General features: G+C 66.5%; 13 protein-coding genes. 6 read left to right on the top strand and 7 right to left on the bottom strand.

Translation table 11 applies throughout. The features are described from left to right. Positions 1-3: 3 nt before the first annotated feature. Entirely contained in the window at positions 4-1,383 is a 1,380-nt protein-coding gene (locus SKC41_RS21925; protein ID WP_330979789.1) for an HNH endonuclease signature motif containing protein, read from the bottom strand. Positions 1,384-1,561: 178 nt separating this feature from the next. Here SKC41_RS21925 and lipB point away from each other — a divergent pair, with 178 nt between their 5' ends. Genes lipB through SKC41_RS21910 form a run of 3 tightly spaced genes read left to right on the top strand, consistent with a single transcriptional unit; the run spans position 1,562 to position 3,971 of the window. Beyond that, positions 1,562-2,251 carry a lipoyl(octanoyl) transferase LipB gene (lipB, locus tag SKC41_RS21920; protein ID WP_330979788.1) on the top strand — a complete coding sequence of 230 codons (690 nt, stop codon included), beginning with the start codon at positions 1,562-1,564 and terminating at the stop codon, positions 2,249-2,251. Then, positions 2,248-3,186, top strand: coding sequence for a lipoyl synthase (lipA, locus tag SKC41_RS21915; protein ID WP_330979787.1), 939 nt, complete (start codon positions 2,248-2,250; stop codon positions 3,184-3,186). Before lipB ends, lipA begins: the two co-directional genes overlap by 4 nt. 32 nt (positions 3,187-3,218) lie before the next feature. Beyond that, positions 3,219-3,971: a DUF4191 domain-containing protein gene (locus tag SKC41_RS21910; RefSeq protein WP_330979786.1), complete on the top strand. Its 753-nt coding sequence runs from the start codon at positions 3,219-3,221 to the stop codon at positions 3,969-3,971. 69 nt (positions 3,972-4,040) lie between these two features. Here SKC41_RS21910 and SKC41_RS21905 read toward each other — a convergent pair whose 3' ends face one another. Further along, positions 4,041-4,457, bottom strand: coding sequence for an RDD family protein (locus tag SKC41_RS21905; RefSeq protein ID WP_330979785.1), 417 nt, complete (start codon positions 4,455-4,457; stop codon positions 4,041-4,043). 233 nt (positions 4,458-4,690) lie between these two features. On the opposite strand from SKC41_RS21905, the gene glnA reads away from it, so the two are divergent. From glnA to SKC41_RS21890, 3 genes are all read left to right on the top strand, one after another. Next, the gene (gene glnA / locus SKC41_RS21900) at positions 4,691-6,127 is read left to right on the top strand and encodes a type I glutamate--ammonia ligase (protein WP_330979784.1); all 1,437 of its coding nucleotides are present in this window, start codon (positions 4,691-4,693) and stop codon (positions 6,125-6,127) included. A 271-nt stretch (positions 6,128-6,398) separates the two neighbouring features. Continuing rightward, positions 6,399-7,880 (top strand): serine/threonine-protein kinase, encoded by a 1,482-nt coding sequence (locus SKC41_RS21895; RefSeq protein ID WP_330979783.1) that lies wholly within the window; start codon positions 6,399-6,401, stop codon positions 7,878-7,880. A 52-nt stretch (positions 7,881-7,932) separates the two neighbouring features. After that, positions 7,933-9,507 (top strand): sensor domain-containing protein, encoded by a 1,575-nt coding sequence (locus SKC41_RS21890; protein ID WP_330979782.1) that lies wholly within the window; start codon positions 7,933-7,935, stop codon positions 9,505-9,507. 64 nt (positions 9,508-9,571) lie between these two features. Here the strand turns inward: SKC41_RS21890 and SKC41_RS21885 are convergent, their stop codons facing one another. The 5 genes from SKC41_RS21885 to SKC41_RS21865 form a co-directional block, all read right to left on the bottom strand. Then, positions 9,572-11,026, bottom strand: a complete 1,455-nt coding sequence (locus SKC41_RS21885) for a hypothetical protein (RefSeq protein WP_330979781.1) — start codon at positions 11,024-11,026, stop codon at positions 9,572-9,574. Between the two features lie 140 nt (positions 11,027-11,166). Beyond that, positions 11,167-11,388, bottom strand: coding sequence for a hypothetical protein (locus SKC41_RS21880; RefSeq protein ID WP_330979780.1), 222 nt, complete (start codon positions 11,386-11,388; stop codon positions 11,167-11,169). 33 nt (positions 11,389-11,421) lie between these two features. Next, positions 11,422-12,282 (bottom strand): TIGR03619 family F420-dependent LLM class oxidoreductase, encoded by an 861-nt coding sequence (locus SKC41_RS21875; RefSeq protein ID WP_330979779.1) that lies wholly within the window; start codon positions 12,280-12,282, stop codon positions 11,422-11,424. Continuing rightward, a complete protein-coding gene (locus tag SKC41_RS21870; protein WP_330979778.1) occupies positions 12,279-12,923 on the bottom strand; it encodes a PaaI family thioesterase in 645 nt (214 codons plus the stop codon). The genes SKC41_RS21875 and SKC41_RS21870 overlap by 4 nt, the downstream gene beginning before the upstream one ends. Continuing rightward, entirely contained in the window at positions 12,920-15,904 is a 2,985-nt protein-coding gene (locus SKC41_RS21865; RefSeq protein ID WP_330979777.1) for a bifunctional [glutamine synthetase] adenylyltransferase/[glutamine synthetase]-adenylyl-L-tyrosine phosphorylase, read from the bottom strand. The genes SKC41_RS21870 and SKC41_RS21865 overlap by 4 nt, the downstream gene beginning before the upstream one ends. Positions 15,905-15,946: the final 42 nt, after the last annotated feature.

Raw genomic sequence — 15,946 nt, 5'->3', positions numbered from 1 at the left:
GCCCTACGCGGCGTCCGGGTCGCCATCCTCGTCGAGTAGCAGTTTGTTGGGGTGGTGGTAGGTGTTGGTGCGGGGTTGGCCGCGATCCAAATGTGGTGGGGGGATCCATTCGGTGTGGCCGTTGGGGTGTTTGCGGGTCGTCCAGCCGCGGGGTTGCAACAGTCGGTGATGCGGTCCGCAGGCCAGGGTGAGGTTGTCGATGTCGGTGCTGTGGCATATCGCGTAGTCGCTGATGTGGTGGACTTCGCAGTAGTAGCCGCCGACGTCGCAGCCGGGTGCGCTGCAACCACGGTCTTTGGCGTACAACACAATTCGCTGTCCGGGTGAGGCGATGCGTTTGGTGTGATGCAGGGAAGCAGCTTTGCCCTTGTCGAAGATCGCCAGGTAGTGATGGGCATGGCGGGCCAGGCGGATCACGTCGGAGATCGGCAGCCGGGTGCCTCCGCCGGTGATCCCGTGGCCGGCGGCGGCGTCGAGCTCTTGCAGGGTGGTGGAGACGATGATCGAGGCCGGCAGCCCATTGTGCTGACCGAGGTCGCCGGAGGCCAGGACCGCGCGCAGGGCGGCGTTGAGTCCGTCGTGATTGCGTTGCCCCGGCGAGCGGGAATCGTGCTCGATGGCGTCCTGGCTGGGTGCGCCGTCGATACACGGGGCGTCGTCGGTGGGATTGCACATGCCGGGGGCGGCCAGTTTGGCCAGCACTGCCTCCAAACTTGCCCGCAGCTCTGGCGTCAACCAGCCACTCAGCGCCGACATGCCATCGGGTTGCTGGTGGCCCAGGGTCAGTCCCCGCCGCCGCGCCCGGTCCTCGTCGGTGTAGTTGCCGTCGGGGTTGAGGCAGTCGGCCAGCGTGTCGGCCAGCCCGGCCAACTGCTCGGGACGATATTGGGTGCCCTCCTTGGCCAACTTCGCCTCGACCTGCTCGCGCGTCACGGCGTCGATCCAGCCGGGCAACTGGTGATAGAACCGCCGGATCACCGCGATCTGCCCCGAACCCAACATGCCGTCCCGTTGCGCGGCGGCAGCAGCAGCCAACACCGGTGCCAACGGCTCACCGGTCAGTCCGCATCGCTCACCCAGATCGGCCGCTTCCCGGATCCGGCGGGCGGCCTCGGCACGGCTGATCAACGCCGACTCGGCGATCGCGTGGGAGAGTTTGCCGCCTAACTCCGCTGGAGTGGCTTGACGGGCAATCTGGTTGATCAGCCGATGGTCGATGGCCGGCAATCGCCGCCGCACTCGCTCGGTGCGCTCCAACAGCGCCAACCATTCCGGCGTGGTCAAGGCGTCAAGATCCAGCCCGAGCACACCGTCGACCGCGGCGTCCAACGCATCGAAGGCCGCCGTGACCTCCTCACGATCCATGACAGCCGCGGAACACATACCGTGAAACTATCCGCAGGCACCGACAGAAAATGCCACCTTGTGACCACTGGAACCAAAGTGGCGCAAGGTATTTCAGTATTCACGGTGGTCATCGTTTGTCGCTCGAAGGCAGGCAAAATCACCACGCCGCCCATCCGGTGTCCGGCGCGACGCCCACCCGAGTAACCTCGCCAACGTGACAAGTTCCATCCGGTCGCAGACCACCGCGATCGACGTCCGTCAACTGGGGACGGTCGAATACCGCACCGCCTGGCAGCTGCAGCGCGACCTGGCCGACACCAGGGTCGGCGGCGGCGGCGACACCCTGTTGCTGTTGGAACACCCCGCGGTCTACACCGCCGGGCGGCGCACCGAGCCGCACGAGCGACCGGTGGACGGAACTCCCGTCGTCGACACCGACCGCGGCGGCAAGATCACCTGGCACGGGCCGGGACAGTTGGTCGGGTATCCGGTGATCGGGCTGGCCGAACCCTTGGATGTGGTGAATTACGTTCGGCGCCTTGAGGAATCGCTGATCAAAGTGTGCCGCGATCTGGGCCTGGATGCGGGCCGGGTCGACGGCCGTTCCGGCGTCTGGCTGCCCGGCCGGCCCGCGCGCAAGATCGCCGCGATCGGCGTGCGGGTATCCCGGGCGACGGCCCTGCACGGGTTCGCGCTCAACTGCAACTGCGATCTGGACGCCTTCGGGGCCATCGTGCCCTGCGGCATCACCGATGCCGGGGTGACGTCGTTGTCCGCCGAACTCGGGCGCACTGTGACCGTTGACGAGGTCCGCGCGGCCGTCGCCGCGGCCGTGTGCGACGCCCTGGACGGGGTCTTACCGGTGGGGGCACACGACGCCGCCCGCGTAACATCTGCCATGTGACTGTCGCTCCGGAAGGCCGCAAACTGCTGCGGCTGGAAGTGCGCAACGCGCAGACCCCGATCGAGCGCAAGCCGCCGTGGATCAAGACGCGGGTCCGGATGGGGCCGGAGTACACCGAGCTCAAAAGCCTGGTCAAACGCGAGGGGCTGCACACCGTCTGCGAAGAGGCCGGCTGCCCCAACATCTTCGAATGCTGGGAGGACCGGGAAGCCACCTTCCTGATCGGCGGCGACCAGTGCACCCGCCGCTGCGACTTCTGCCAGATCGACACCGGGAAGCCCGCCGAGCTGGACCGGGACGAGCCCAGGCGCGTCGCCGAAAGCGTGCAGACGATGGGATTGCGGTATGCCACCGTCACCGGCGTCGCCCGCGACGACCTGCCCGACGGCGGGGCGTGGCTGTACGCCGAAACGGTGCGCGCCATCAAGGAGCTCAACCCGTCGACCGGCGTCGAGCTGTTGGTTCCCGACTTCAACGGCGAGCCCGCCCGCCTGGCGGAGGTGTTCGAGTCGCGTCCAGAAGTGTTGGCGCACAACGTCGAAACGGTGCCGCGTATCTTCAAGCGGATTCGGCCGGCGTTCACCTACCAGCGCAGCCTGGGCGTGCTCACCGCGGCCCGCGAGGACGGGCTGGTCACCAAGAGCAACCTGATCCTCGGCCTCGGCGAGACTCCCGACGAGGTGCGCATCGCGCTGGCCGATCTGCACGCCGCCGGCTGCGACATCGTCACGATCACCCAGTACCTGCGCCCGTCGGCGCGCCACCACCCGGTCCAGCGCTGGGTGAAACCCGAGGAGTTCGACGAGTTCGCGGCCTACGCCGAGGGGCTGGGCTTCGCGGGCGTGCTGGCCGGGCCGCTGGTGCGCTCGTCATATCGGGCCGGCCGGCTCTACGAGCAGGTGGTACGCGGCCGCGCCTCCGACGCCCTGGGGTAACTCGGCGCCGTCGCCTCGTATCCTTGGTGATTATGGCTAAACCCCGCAATACCGCCGAGAGCAAGGCCGCCCGGGCAGCGGCGGCCGCCGAACGCAAGGCCGCGGCCAAGGAGCGCCGCGGCCAGCTGTGGCAGGCGTTCAACGTTCAGCGCAAGCAGGACAAGCGCCTGCTCCCGTACATGATCGGCGCCTTCGTCCTGATCGTGGCCGTCTCGACGACGGTCGGCGTGCTGGTCGGCGGGTTCACCATGTTCACCCTGATCCCGCTCGGCGTGGTGCTGGGCGCGTTGGTGGCGTTCATCATCTTCGGGCGCCGGGCTCAGAAATCGATCTACCGCCAGGCCGAGGGGCAAACCGGCGCGGCGGCCTGGGTGCTGGACAACCTGCGCGGCAAGTGGCGGGTCACGCCGGGGGTGGCCGCGACCGGCCACTTCGACGCGGTGCACCGCGTGATCGGCCGGCCGGGCGTCGTCTTAGTCGGCGAGGGAGCGACGACCCGCGTCAAACCGCTTCTGGCCCAAGAGAAGAAGCGCACCGCGCGGCTGGTCGGCGACATCCCGATCTACGACATCGTCGTCGGCAACGGCGAGGGCGAGGTTCCGCTGTCCAAGCTGGAGCGTCACCTGACCAAGCTGCCGGCCAACATCAGCGTCAAGCAGATGGACACCCTGGAGTCGCGGCTGGCCGCGCTCGGGTCGCGCGCCGGCGCGGCCGTCATGCCGAAGGGGCCGCTGCCCAACTCCGGCAAGATGCGCGGCGTACAGCGGACGGTGCGCCGCAAGTAGGCGCTTCGCGGCTCAGCGGCGATCGCAAGCGCGGCGAAGCCGGGCGCCGGCGGGTCGTCGCCATCAGACTCAGCGGCGAACCACGGCGGTGTTCGTCACCCGGTCCTGAATGCCCCGCCCGTCCCAGTCGGTGAACAACGCCGGCACCACCAGGGCGACCAGCAGCCCGCGCACCACCACGCGGCCCACGCCCAGGCGTCCGTCCAGTGCGGTCACCCGAAGGCCGAGCGCCAGCTGACCGGGCGTGAATCCGTACAGCCGCACCGCCACCACACCCAGCAGAAGCCAGATCACCAGCACCGCCGTCGACAACATCCGTTCGGAGAACATGCCGAACGCCATCGCCAGCGCCGCCAGACCGTACGCGATCAGCCAGTCGACCATCAATGCCGCCAGCCGGCGTCCCAGCGACGCCAGTGAGCCCGGGCCGCTCTTCGGCAGGCCGAGCGTCTCGCCGGCGTACGCCGGGCGCGACTCCGGCATCATCGCCTCTTCGCCGGGTCGGGGCCGGCCGCGAAGGGCAGGGACGGGTTGCTGCGCCCGCGTGGCCGACCAGATACGATTTTGCGGTCCATGGGCCTCACAATAGAACCCGCCGTTGCTGCACTCCGATCTGTGGGACGCGTGGTCACGTAACCTCCGCGCAACACGGGGTTGATGGGCGGGCAACATCATCTCCATAGCGTCAGGCCGCGGATTACCAAGCAAAGGAGCATTCAGTGACGGAAAAGACGCAGGACGACGTCTTCAAACTCGCCAAGGACGCAAACGTCGAATTCGTCGACGTCCGATTCTGTGACCTGCCCGGCATCATGCAGCACTTCACGATTCCGATTTCGTTTTTCGACGAGAGCGTTTTCGAAGACGGTCTGGCCTTCGACGGCTCGTCGATTCGCGGGTTCCAGTCGATCCACGAATCGGACATGTTGCTCCTGCCCGACCCGGCTACCGCGCAAATCGATCTGTTCACCCAACACAAGACGCTGAACCTCAACTTCTTCGTGCACGACCCCTTCACCCTCGAGGCGTACTCGCGCGACCCACGCAACGTGGCACGCAAGGCGGAGAACTACTTGATCAGCACCGGCGTCGCCGACACGGCGTACTTCGGCGCCGAGGCAGAGTTCTACATCTTCGACTCGGTGAGCTTCGACTCCCGCACCAACGGCTCGTTCTACGAGGTGGACGCGATCTCCGGCTGGTGGAACACCGGCGAACCCACCGAGAACGACGGCACCCCCAACCGCGGCTACAAGGTCCGTCCCAAGGGTGGGTACTTCCCGGTGGCGCCCGTCGACCACTACGTGGACCTGCGCGCCCAGATGCTGTCGAATCTGATCGAAGCGGGCTTCAGCCTGGAGAAGGGCCACCACGAGGTGGGCACCGGCGGTCAGGCCGAGATCAACTACAAGTTCAACACCCTGTTGCACGCGGCCGACGACATGCAGTTGTACAAGTACATCGTCAAGAACACCGCTTGGCAGAACGGCAAGACCGTCACGTTCATGCCCAAGCCGCTGTTCGGTGACAACGGATCCGGCATGCACACCCACCAGTCGCTGTGGAAAGACGGCAGCCCGTTGATGTACGACGAGACCGGGTACGCCGGCCTGTCCGACACCGCGCGCTACTACATCGGCGGACTGCTGCACCACGCGCCGTCGCTGCTGGCGTTCACCAACCCGACGGTGAACTCCTACAAGCGTCTGGTGCCCGGCTACGAGGCCCCGATCAACCTGGTGTACAGCCAGCGCAACCGGTCGGCCTGTGTGCGTATCCCGATCACCGGCAGCAACCCGAAGGCCAAGCGGCTCGAGTTCCGTTGCCCCGACTCGTCGGGCAACCCGTACCTGGCGTTCTCGGCCATGCTGATGGCCGGCCTGGACGGCATCAAGAACAAGATCGAGCCGCAGGCGCCGGTCGACAAGGACCTCTACGAGCTGCCGCCGGAAGAGGCCGCCAACATCCCGCAGGCGCCCACTCAGCTGTCCGCGGTGATCGACCGGCTGGAAGAGGACCACGAATACCTCACCGAGGGAGGCGTTTTCACGCCCGACCTGATTGAGACGTGGATCAACTTCAAGCGCGAGAACGAGATTCTGCCGGTCCAGATCCGGCCGCACCCCTACGAGTTCGCGCTGTACTACGACGTTTAAGGACGTCCAAGTCGGCTTAAGACAACACCCGCGTGGCAGTCGCCGCGCGGGTGTTGTCGTTTATGTGACACGGATCCCGCCTCGCCGCCCGGGACCGGCGCCGCGTATCGACCAATCGCCCGACAATGTGGCGATACTCCCCGATCCGGGATTAGCGCTGATCCGGTGCTGGCCACGGCCTCGCACCGACTCTGCCGAAATGCAGCGAGCGCGAGGAACAGAGCTTAAGGTCGCGTTATCCCTGATCGTCGATGACGTCGGAAGGGGAGCAGTGGACGGAACGCCGTTCGGCCGCTACCGGCTGACCGAGTTGCTGGGCCGCGGCGGCATGGGCGAGGTGTGGCGCGCCTACGACCCGGAAATGAACCGCGTTGTGGCGCTGAAAGTGTTGGCGCCCAGCTTTGCCGACGATCAGGCGTTCCAAGAGCGGTTCCGCCGCGAAGCGCGATCAGCCGCCGGGCTCGACGAACCGCACGTAGTCCCGATACACGACTTCGGTGAGGTCGACGGTCGGCTGTACGTGACCATGCGGCTGATCCATGGCCGCGACCTACGCGATCTCCTCAACGACGGTCCGTTGCCCCCAGCGCGTGCAGTCGGGATCATCGAACAGATCGCCTCGGCGCTGCACGCCGCGCACGAAATTGGGCTGGTGCACCGCGACGTCAAACCGTCCAACATCTTGGTTGCCGAAGACGACTTCGCCTATCTGATCGACTTCGGAATTGCCCGAGCCGCAGCGGAATCCAGCATGACCATCACCGGCGCGACGCTGGGTACGCCGGCTTACATGTCACCGGAGCGGCTCAACGCGGGCCGCGCCGACGCCCGCGCTGATATCTACGCCTTGGCGTGCGTACTGCATGAGGCGCTGACCGCCCAACGCCCCTACCCGGGTGAAAGCCTCGAACAACAGCTCGTCGGGCACCTGACCTCGCCTCCGCCCCGGCCGTCCACGCTGCAACCGGGAGTGCCGGAAGCGATGGACGCCGTCGTCGCCACCGGTATGGCCAAAGATCCCGACCACCGGTACGCGACGGCCAAGGACCTCGCCCAAGCCGCGCGCGCCGCGCTGACAACCTCGGGTCAACGCGAGGCGGACTCGCCCCAGACTTCGGCGACCGCGGGCGTACCCACCCAATTCGCTGCGGTCCCCAACACGGCTCAACCTCTCCCACCGACTCCGGCATCACCCGGACGTACCAAGCTCGTCGTCGGTGCGGTCGGCCTGCTCGCCGTCGCGACCGTCGTCATGGTCATCGTCATCGCAACGACGTCATCGTCGGGCGGTGGAGTCGCGTCGTCGTCGCGAGTTTCGACGGCCCGCGGTACGGGGGCAGCGCCAGCCGGCAACCCCGTGTCGCGATTGCTGGCCGTGGTGCCCAACAGCGAACGTTGCACACCCGTTGCGCCGGCCCACCCCGGGTCGCTGGCGGCTGTACATTGCCCGACGGCGATAAGCGGCAACAGCTATTTGGAGGTGGTGTATCACCTATTTCCGGACCAAGCCACGCAGAACGACGCCTTCAATAACCTCAACTTTGTGCCGTGCCCGGGAGCGGCCTCGTCGCCCCAACCGTGGCAACGTCCTTCGGCCCAGCACACAGAGGGTCAGGTGGGGTGCCTGGTCAGTGACGGATTCGAAGTGATTTGGACGATTCAATCCCAACTGGTCACCGGTGACGCACGAGGCCAGCCACCAAATGCGAGCCTCGACAACGTGTACCAATGGTGGGCTGCCCAATATCAATGATCCATTGACTGTCACCAACACACCGAATTCAGCCGTAACTGAGGAACCCGCAATGACTTTATTCGTGAGCTACTCGAGCCAGGATCGGTCACCGGTCGACGCACTGGCGGCAACTCTTCGGCGGGCCCATCAACAGGTTTGGTTAGACCAAGAGCTCGGCGGCGGCGATTCCTGGTGGGCCCAGATCCTGGAGCAGATCCGCGCCTGCGATGTGTTCGTTGTGGCACTGTCGAGCAACTGGTTACAGTCCAAACCCAGCCAGTCCGAGCTGCGTTACGCGCAGGCCCTGAACCGGCCGATCCTTCCCGTTCGGATTGGCGACATCGGCAGCATGCGTGTCAATCCCCTTGCCGCGCTGCAGATCATCGACTACCGGGACCCCACGGTTGACGCCAGCATCCAATTGGTCACCGCCATCCACTCGCTCGTCAGTAATCCCCAACCGCTGCCCGATCCGCTGCCCGACGAGCCGCCGGTGCCATTCGGCTACATCACGCGGTTAGGCAACCAGCTCTCCGAAAAGGAGCTGAGCCCGCAGCAGCAGCTGCAACTCTTGGTCGAACTCAGATCCGGACTCGACGAGGACGGCGACGACCCCAGCGCCCGCGGCGATATCGCCCAACTGCTGCGCATGATGCGTATGCGGCACGACGTTACCTACCGCACCCGAAACGACATCGACAACGTCCTCGCTTCGATCGAGCCTTCCGACTCCGTAGCGGATCCATCGGCCACCATCGAGGCGTCGATGATCGCTACCCAACCCAATCCGGCCGGCCCACGCGACAGCAGCCCGGATGCGGTTACTTTACCTGCAGCACAAGGAGTTTCATCGACACAAGCCCGCAGCGCAAGCGCCACCCGGGATTCCCGCAAGCGACTAGTCATCATCGGCGGTGCCGCGGCCGCGGTCGTCGTCGCGATCGTCGCGGCAATTGTGCTCGTCACCCAGGGCTCGGGAAAGAAGCCGGCGGCGACACCGAGAGCCGCGCAACCGGCACCAACACCGCCCGGCTCCGCCGTGGCGGGCGGAGCACCTCCGGCAGCACCGGGCGGCGTGGTCCCCACGCCGACACCGTCCACCCCCCTGGACTATGTCCTCCTCGGCGCTCCGGAAGTCGCCACCATCATGGGGGTACCGAGTCTGGACATCGGCAATCAGACGCAGCAAATGGCCCCGGAATGGCAACTGTCAAACCCGAACTGCCTCAACGCGTTTTATCCCACCCAGGATCCGGCTTACGCGGGCAGCGGCTTCACCGGGGTGCGCGGCCAGTTGTTGCATGCCGGCGGCGATTATCGAGTCTACGAGGCCGCGGTGAGTTTCCCGACCGCCGACGCGGCCAACGCCTTTGTGGCGGCATCGGCGAACAATTGGAAAGCGTGCGCCGGATCAACCGTGACCGTAACCGCCGCCGCCGGTACGGCTCACTGGAATTTCGGGAACCCCGCCGGGGCCGCCCCCAAGATTACGCTGGAACGCACCCGTAAAGATGGCACCAATCAATGCCAGCGCGTGCTGAGCGCGGTGTCCAGTGTCGTCCTCGACGTGCTGGCCTGCGCCCCCGCCGTCCAGAACCGGGGTGTCGAGATCGCCGATCAGATGGCAAACAACGTCAAGCAGTGATCCGGGCTGTTGACACTGCCTGACCCCGACGGAGTATCGACCCCACCGCATACCCCGCGAACGCTCAGAATCCGGAGTCTCCGCCACCACCGGAGTCGAATCCGCCACCACCCGAATCGAATCCGCCACCGAAGTCAACGCTGCCACCGGAGTCGTAACCCCCGCCGTCACTACCACCGGCGAAGCTGACGTCGCCGCCGCCGGAGTAGGAATCGTCCGAGCCTTGGTAGTTTCCGTCGAACCCGACGTTTCCCTGCTGGCTGTCGTAGTCAACGTTCTGGCCGCCGCCGTAGCCGCTGTCCGTCCATGCCGAGTCGCGACCCGCCTCGAAGCCGTGCTCGTAGCTGCCGCCCCAATGGTCGTCCAGGAGCGCGTCCATCAGCAGGACATCGGTGAGCCCCCAGCCCCAGCCCGGCCCCCAGAACGCGTACGGATAAAAGCCCGGATAGAAAAACATCCCGTTGTAGTAGCCGCCGCCGTAGTAGTGCGGGTATCCCGGCTGCGGCGAGGTGCTGTAATTGTTGTTGTTGATCGTCACGCTCTGACCGGTTTCCGGGTTGGTCGTCTGCACGCTCGCCTGCTTGCGGTCCGCCACCGGGACTGAATTCACGGCGTTCACATCGGGTTTGGCGTCCGGGTACAGCTTCTGGTAGGCCCTGGCCACCGTCGCCTGCACGACCCGCAGGTGCGCCCGCGCGGCGGAGTAGTCACCGGACTGGTAGGCGTGCCGCGCCTCGTAGAGGCTTGAATTAGCCTTCGTCGCTTCGGCACTGACGTCGACATCGCTGCCGGTGACCAGCGCATTGTTGATATCGGTGACACCGGATTCGGCGTTGATCAACTCTTGCTTGATTTGGTCTTCCGCCTCGGCGTCCCTGCGGCGCTTACCATTTCGGCTCACGGCGAACACGATCAGACCCACCAACGCCAGCACAACCCCGATGACGATCAGCATCGTCCACAGCCACGCCCAGCTGGTGTGCTTCTGGCTCGAAACAGGAGACGTGGTGACACGTGAACCGGATGCCACGTCGACGTTCGCCAGCTTCCCGACGAACTCACTGGTCGCACCGAAGGGATCATTGCGGTGATCTCTGGCCGACTGACTCAGAAGTGGGTCGACGTTGTCGGCAACGGGCTTCGGCACGTTATAGGCGCGCACGTGGTAGCCCTTGGCGTCGATGACCAAGATGACGCCACTGAAATCCGGATGGCGACCCAGGATGACGTCGTGGATGGCGTCCGGTGTGGTCACCCCGGTCTGGTCGGGCGCAACCGCCGCAACCCACAGCGGCGGTGCACTGCTCCACGCCCAACGGGTGGTCAGAATCTGCTGGTTGACCTGGTCGGCATTCTGCAGCGGCGGCCTGCCCGCCGAGTCCGCCACCACGTGCGTCTGCGCGTTGAAGCGCGCCACCACCTGATCCGTGTAGGTGTCGGCCACCGCGGACGGCGCGAACAGCAAAGCCAGCGCCATGCTGATCGGGATCAGTGCAAAGCCCCGGCCACGTTGTGTCACGATTCTCCTGCAGCTAGTTCGTTATTGGTGGTGGCCGCAGGTCGGGTTGGCCACAGGCACGGTCATCGCGACGGCCGCCGCGATGTACGACTGATGTCTCACGTCCACCCCTTCGTGCGATCTTCGGGCCTCAGGCCACTCTAACGAGTCGGTCTGACACCCAAGATCCCGCGCGATGCGCCGGCGGGCTGCCCGTCGGCCATGTCGACAAGCTCGAGCCAACTTCCCGGAGCGATGTAGTGCCGCTTGACGTCCGCCCGGTGCATGTCGATCACCAACACGCCCGCATCCGTGACTTCGTACCTATCGAATGCTCCATAGTCGCGCGGTTCGCCGTTGCTGAACACAACCGTGAAAGGCATGGGTTCGAGTATGGCCGCGACCGAACTCGCCGTCTAGCCGTCGAGCGCGAGATCCTTGCGGAAGCGCTGCAGACCGTCGATCTTGTCGTCGAGCGTCGCGTCGGGTCCGGAGTAGAACATCCACGGCATCGTGATGATCCCGGTGATACCGGCATCCGCGACACGTTGATAGTCGGCGGTGGTGAAGGCGTCGGTCAGCGGCGTGAGAATGGTGAAATCGTCCATCGACAAACCCTTTTGAGCGCGCAGTTCACGCAGCTTGCCGACCGCCTCGATCGCATGCTCGGTCTTGATCAGGTCGCCGATCCAACCGTCGTTGCGCGCGGCCCGGCGCAATGCGGCATCACTGAGCCCGCCGACGTAGACCGGTATCGGCGGCGGAGTCGGTTGCATCTCCAGCCGTGGCGTCTGGTAGAACTCGCCGTCGAATTCCGTCCAGCCCGGCGACCACAGTGCGCGCATCAATTCGATCATCTCGTCGGTGCGCTTGCCGCGGCGGTCGAATTCTTCGCCCATCAGCGCGAATTCCTCACGGCACCAGCCGACTCCGATGCCGAGCTCAAGACGTCCCGACGCCAAAACAGCCGCAGTGCCAATGGCTTTGGCGGCCGAGTACGGATTGCGCATCGCGGGAATGTAGACCGTGGTGACGAACCGCAACCGAGTGGTGACCTGGGCCAGCGCGCCGGCCAACACCCAGGGATCGAGCCAGTCCGTGAACGGCTGCCAGCGCCGTTGTCCGTCTTTGGTGTACGGGTACGGCGTCTCGAGGGTCTCCAGGTTAACCACATGATCGGGTATACCGATGCCGTCGTAACCGAGTTCGTCTGCAGCCCTGGCGATCTCGATGATCTCTCGGGTGTTCAGAAACGCACTGCTGACGTAGAACTTCATTGGCCGTCCCGCGCCCACGCCGGTTCGATGAAGACGCCGTCAGCCTCCACGGTCACCCCTTTCGAATCCGAAATAGTGCCCCTCGCAAAGACTTTGACGCCCTCCGCGCGGTCGATCCACGCATCGCAACGGAGCGGGCCCAACGGAGTGCCGCGCAGGTACTTCACGCTGATGGTTCCGGTGAAACGCGCCTTGGACAATCCGTCGCTGGCCGCCTCGCCGAGCATGTGGTCGAGCACCAGTGCGCTGACGCCGCCGTGCACCAGGCCGGGCGGGCCCTCGTACGCGGTTCCCAGCACGAACTCGCTGTGGCAGCGCCCGTCTCCGTCGTGTTGGACGACGACGGGCGGCGCGATCGGATTGCAGGCACCGACGACGGCATTGCCCAGCGGCAGCGGACGGTCATCCACGCGAAAGCTGACGCCGACCGGCCTGGTCCGTTGCCGCAGCAACCGGGTGACGGCCTCGATCTCGGTGCGCGCCTTGGCGACGACGTCGTCGTCGGCCTCGGTCCGGATGGTGGCGTCGATGAGCTCGCGAACCGCGTCGGCCAACGGCGCGTAGAGACCCGTCACCCGATCAGCCTCTGCGGTGCTGAGCACCTCGAACATCGCCTCGAACGCGCCGGCTCCCTGGCTCAACTCCCGAACACCTTGCGCACCACCGCTTTTGCATGTCGCGTCACCCGCAAATAGTTGTCCAAGAACTCACTTCCATCATCGTTGTGCCAGCCCGCCGCGACCGCGACCGCATTCAGCTGACGTCCGGGCCCTGGCAGCTGATCGGTCGCCTTGCCCCGCACCAGCACCAGCGCGTTGCGCGCCCGCGTGGCGGTCAGCCAGGCCAGCCGCAGCAGCTCCACCTCGTCGGCGGGAACCAGCCCCGTCTCGGCGATCACGTCGAGCGATTCCAGCGTCGAGGTGTTGTGCAGCGCCGGGATCTCGTGCGCGTGCTGCAGCTGCAGCAGCTGCACCGTCCACTCGATGTCGGCCAGTCCCCCACGCCCCAGCTTGGTATGGGTTTTGGGGTCGGCGCCACGCGGCAATCGTTCCGATTCGACACGGGCCTTCATCCGGCGGATCTCGTGCACCGTCTCGGCGGACACGCCGTCGGCCGGGTAGCGCGTCTTGTCCGCCATCAGCAAGAAGCGCTGACCCAGTTCGGCGTCACCGGCGACGGCGTGGGCGCGCAGCAGTGCCTGGATCTCCCACGGCTGTGCCCACTGGTCGTAGTAGGCGGCGTAGGAGCCCAGGGTGCGGACCAGCGCACCGCTGCGGCCCTCGGGTCGCAGGTTCGCGTCGACTTCCAGCGGCGGGTCGACGCTCGGTGTCCCCAACAGGGTGCGCACCTGCTCGGCGATCGTGGTCGCCCACTTGACCGCTGCGGAATCTTCGACGCCACTGGCGGGTTCGCAGACGAACATCACGTCGGCATCCGAGCCGTAGCCCAGCTCGGCGCCGCCCAACCTGCCCATGCCGATGACCGCGATCGCCGCGGGCGCGCGGCCATCTTCGGGGAGGTTGGCCCGGGTCAGCGCGTCCAGGGCCGCCTGCAGCACTGCCACCCACACCGACGTCAGCGCCGTGCAGACGTCTCGTACCTCGAGCATGCCGAGCAGATCCGCCGAACCGATGCGGGCCAGTTCTCGGCGGCGCAGCGTGCGGGCGGCGGCGATGGCGCGCACCGGGTCGGGATGACGGGCCGCCGAGGCGATCAGCCCGCGTGCCACCACGGCGGGCTCGGTCTCGATCAGCTTCGGGCCGGCCGGGCCGTCGCCATAGTCCTGAATCACCCTGGGCGCGCGCATCAATAGGTCCGGCACGTAGGTGGAAGTCCCCAGCACGTTCATCAGCCGCCTGGCCACCGCGGGCTTGTCACGCAGCGTGGCCAGATACCAGGTCTCGGAAGCCAGCGCCTCGGACAGGCGCCGGTAGGCCAGCAATCCGGCGTCGGGATCCGGTGTGTACGACATCCAGTTCAGCAGCCTGGGCAGCAGCACCGACTGCACCCGGCCGCGGCGGCCGCTCTGGTTCACCAACGCCGACATGTGTTTCAGCGCCGTCTGCGGCCCCTCGTAGCCCAGTGCGGCCAGCTGGCGCTCGGCGGCTTCCGACGTCATGCCGTGCGAAATCTCCAGGCCGGGCGGCCCGATCGACTCCAGCAGCGGCTGGTAGAAGAGCTTGGCGTGCAGCTGGGACACCCGCACGTTCTGGTGCTTGAGCTCCTCGCGCAGCACCCCGGCCGCGTCGTGGCTGCCGTCCGGACGGATGTGGGCCGCGCGCGCCAGCCAGCGCACCGCCTCCTCGTCGTCGGCCTCCGGCAGCAGGTGCGTGCGCTTGAGCCGTTGCAGCTGCAGGCGGTGTTCGAGCAACCGCAGAAACTCATACGAGGCAGTCAGGTTCGCCGCGTCCTCGCGTCCGACGTAGCCGCCCGCACCCAACGCCGCCAGCGCATCGACCGTGGAGGCCACGTGCAGGGACTCGTCGCCGCGGCCGTGCACCAACTGCAGTAGCTGCACGGCGAATTCGACATCGCGCAGTCCGCCGCTGCCGAGCTTGAGCTCGCGAGCGCGGACCTCGGAAGGCACCAGCTGCTCCACCCGCCGCCGCATCGCCTGCACTTCGCCCACGAAGTCCTCGCGCTCGCAGGCGATCCAGACCATCGGCATCAACTCGTCGAGGTAGCGCTTGCCCAGTTCGGCATCGCCCACGGCGGCGCGGGCTTTCAGCAGTGCCTGGAATTCCCAGGTCTTCGCCCAGCGCTTGTAGTAGGCGACGTGCGATTCGACCGTACGGACCAGCTCACCACTGCGGCCCTCCGGGCGCAGTCCGGCGTCGACTTGGAAGCATGCGGTCGACGCGACCCGCATCATCTCGGTGGCCACCCGGGTGGACAGCCCGTCGGCCTGCTCGGAGACGAAAATGATGTCGACGTCGCTGACGTAGTTCAATTCGCGGGCACCGCATTTGCCCATCGCGATCACCGCCAGCCGCGGCGGCGTCTTGTCGCCGCAGACGGTCGCCTCCGCGGCCCGCAGCGAGGCCGCCAGCACGGCGTCGGCGGTGTCGGACAGCTGGGCGCCGACCACGGTGAACGGCACCACCGGCTCGTCCTCGACCGTCGCCGCCAGGTCGAGCGCCGCCAGCACCAGCAGATGGTCGCGGTACAACGTGGACAACCGCGGCACCACCGAATTCGGCACGGCCAGCGCGTCTTCGACGCACCCGATGAACGCTTCGTGCAGCTCGTCGCGCGTCGGCAATTTGACGTTGCCCCGCAGCAGCTTCCACGACTTCGGGTTTGCGACCAGATGATCACCCAGGGTCAGCGACGAGCCCAGCACCGAGAACAGTCGCCCGCGCAGGCTGCGCTCGCGGAGCAGCGCGGCGTTGAGCTCGTCCCATCCGGTGTCCGGGTTCTCCGAGAGCCGAACCAATGCCCGCAGCGCGGCGTCCGGATCGGGTGCTCGCGACAAAGCCCACAGCAGCTCGATGTGCGCCTTGTCGTCCTGGGCCGTCCAGCCCAACTGCGCCAGGCGGTCACCCGCGGGCGGATCCACCAGACCGAGCCGCCCGACGCTGGGCAGCCGGGGGCGCTCGGTCGTGGGTCTGGTCACGCCCAAAACGGTAGCGCAAGCCGCCGATCTCTTAGACCAACCGGCAGC

The sequence above is a fragment of the Mycobacterium sp. 050128 genome, from assembly GCF_036409155.1.
Taxonomy (GTDB): domain Bacteria; phylum Actinomycetota; class Actinomycetes; order Mycobacteriales; family Mycobacteriaceae; genus Mycobacterium.
Note: the sequence above shows the minus strand (reverse complement) of the source record. Positions and strands in the feature narration are given on the sequence as shown.

What these genes read in the sequence shown, in the direction of transcription:
- SKC41_RS21925 (WP_330979789.1), bottom strand. Translation starts at nt 1,383, where the DNA reads ATGTGTTCCGCGGCTGTCATGGATCGTGAGGAGGTCACGGCGGCCTTC.
- SKC41_RS21910 (WP_330979786.1), top strand. Translation starts at nt 3,219, where the DNA reads ATGGCTAAACCCCGCAATACCGCCGAGAGCAAGGCCGCCCGGGCAGCG.
- SKC41_RS21905 (WP_330979785.1), bottom strand. Translation starts at nt 4,457, where the DNA reads ATGATGCCGGAGTCGCGCCCGGCGTACGCCGGCGAGACGCTCGGCCTG.
- SKC41_RS21890 (WP_330979782.1), top strand. Translation starts at nt 7,933, where the DNA reads ATGACTTTATTCGTGAGCTACTCGAGCCAGGATCGGTCACCGGTCGAC.
- SKC41_RS21880 (WP_330979780.1), bottom strand. Translation starts at nt 11,388, where the DNA reads ATGCCTTTCACGGTTGTGTTCAGCAACGGCGAACCGCGCGACTATGGA.
- SKC41_RS21875 (WP_330979779.1), bottom strand. Translation starts at nt 12,282, where the DNA reads ATGAAGTTCTACGTCAGCAGTGCGTTTCTGAACACCCGAGAGATCATC.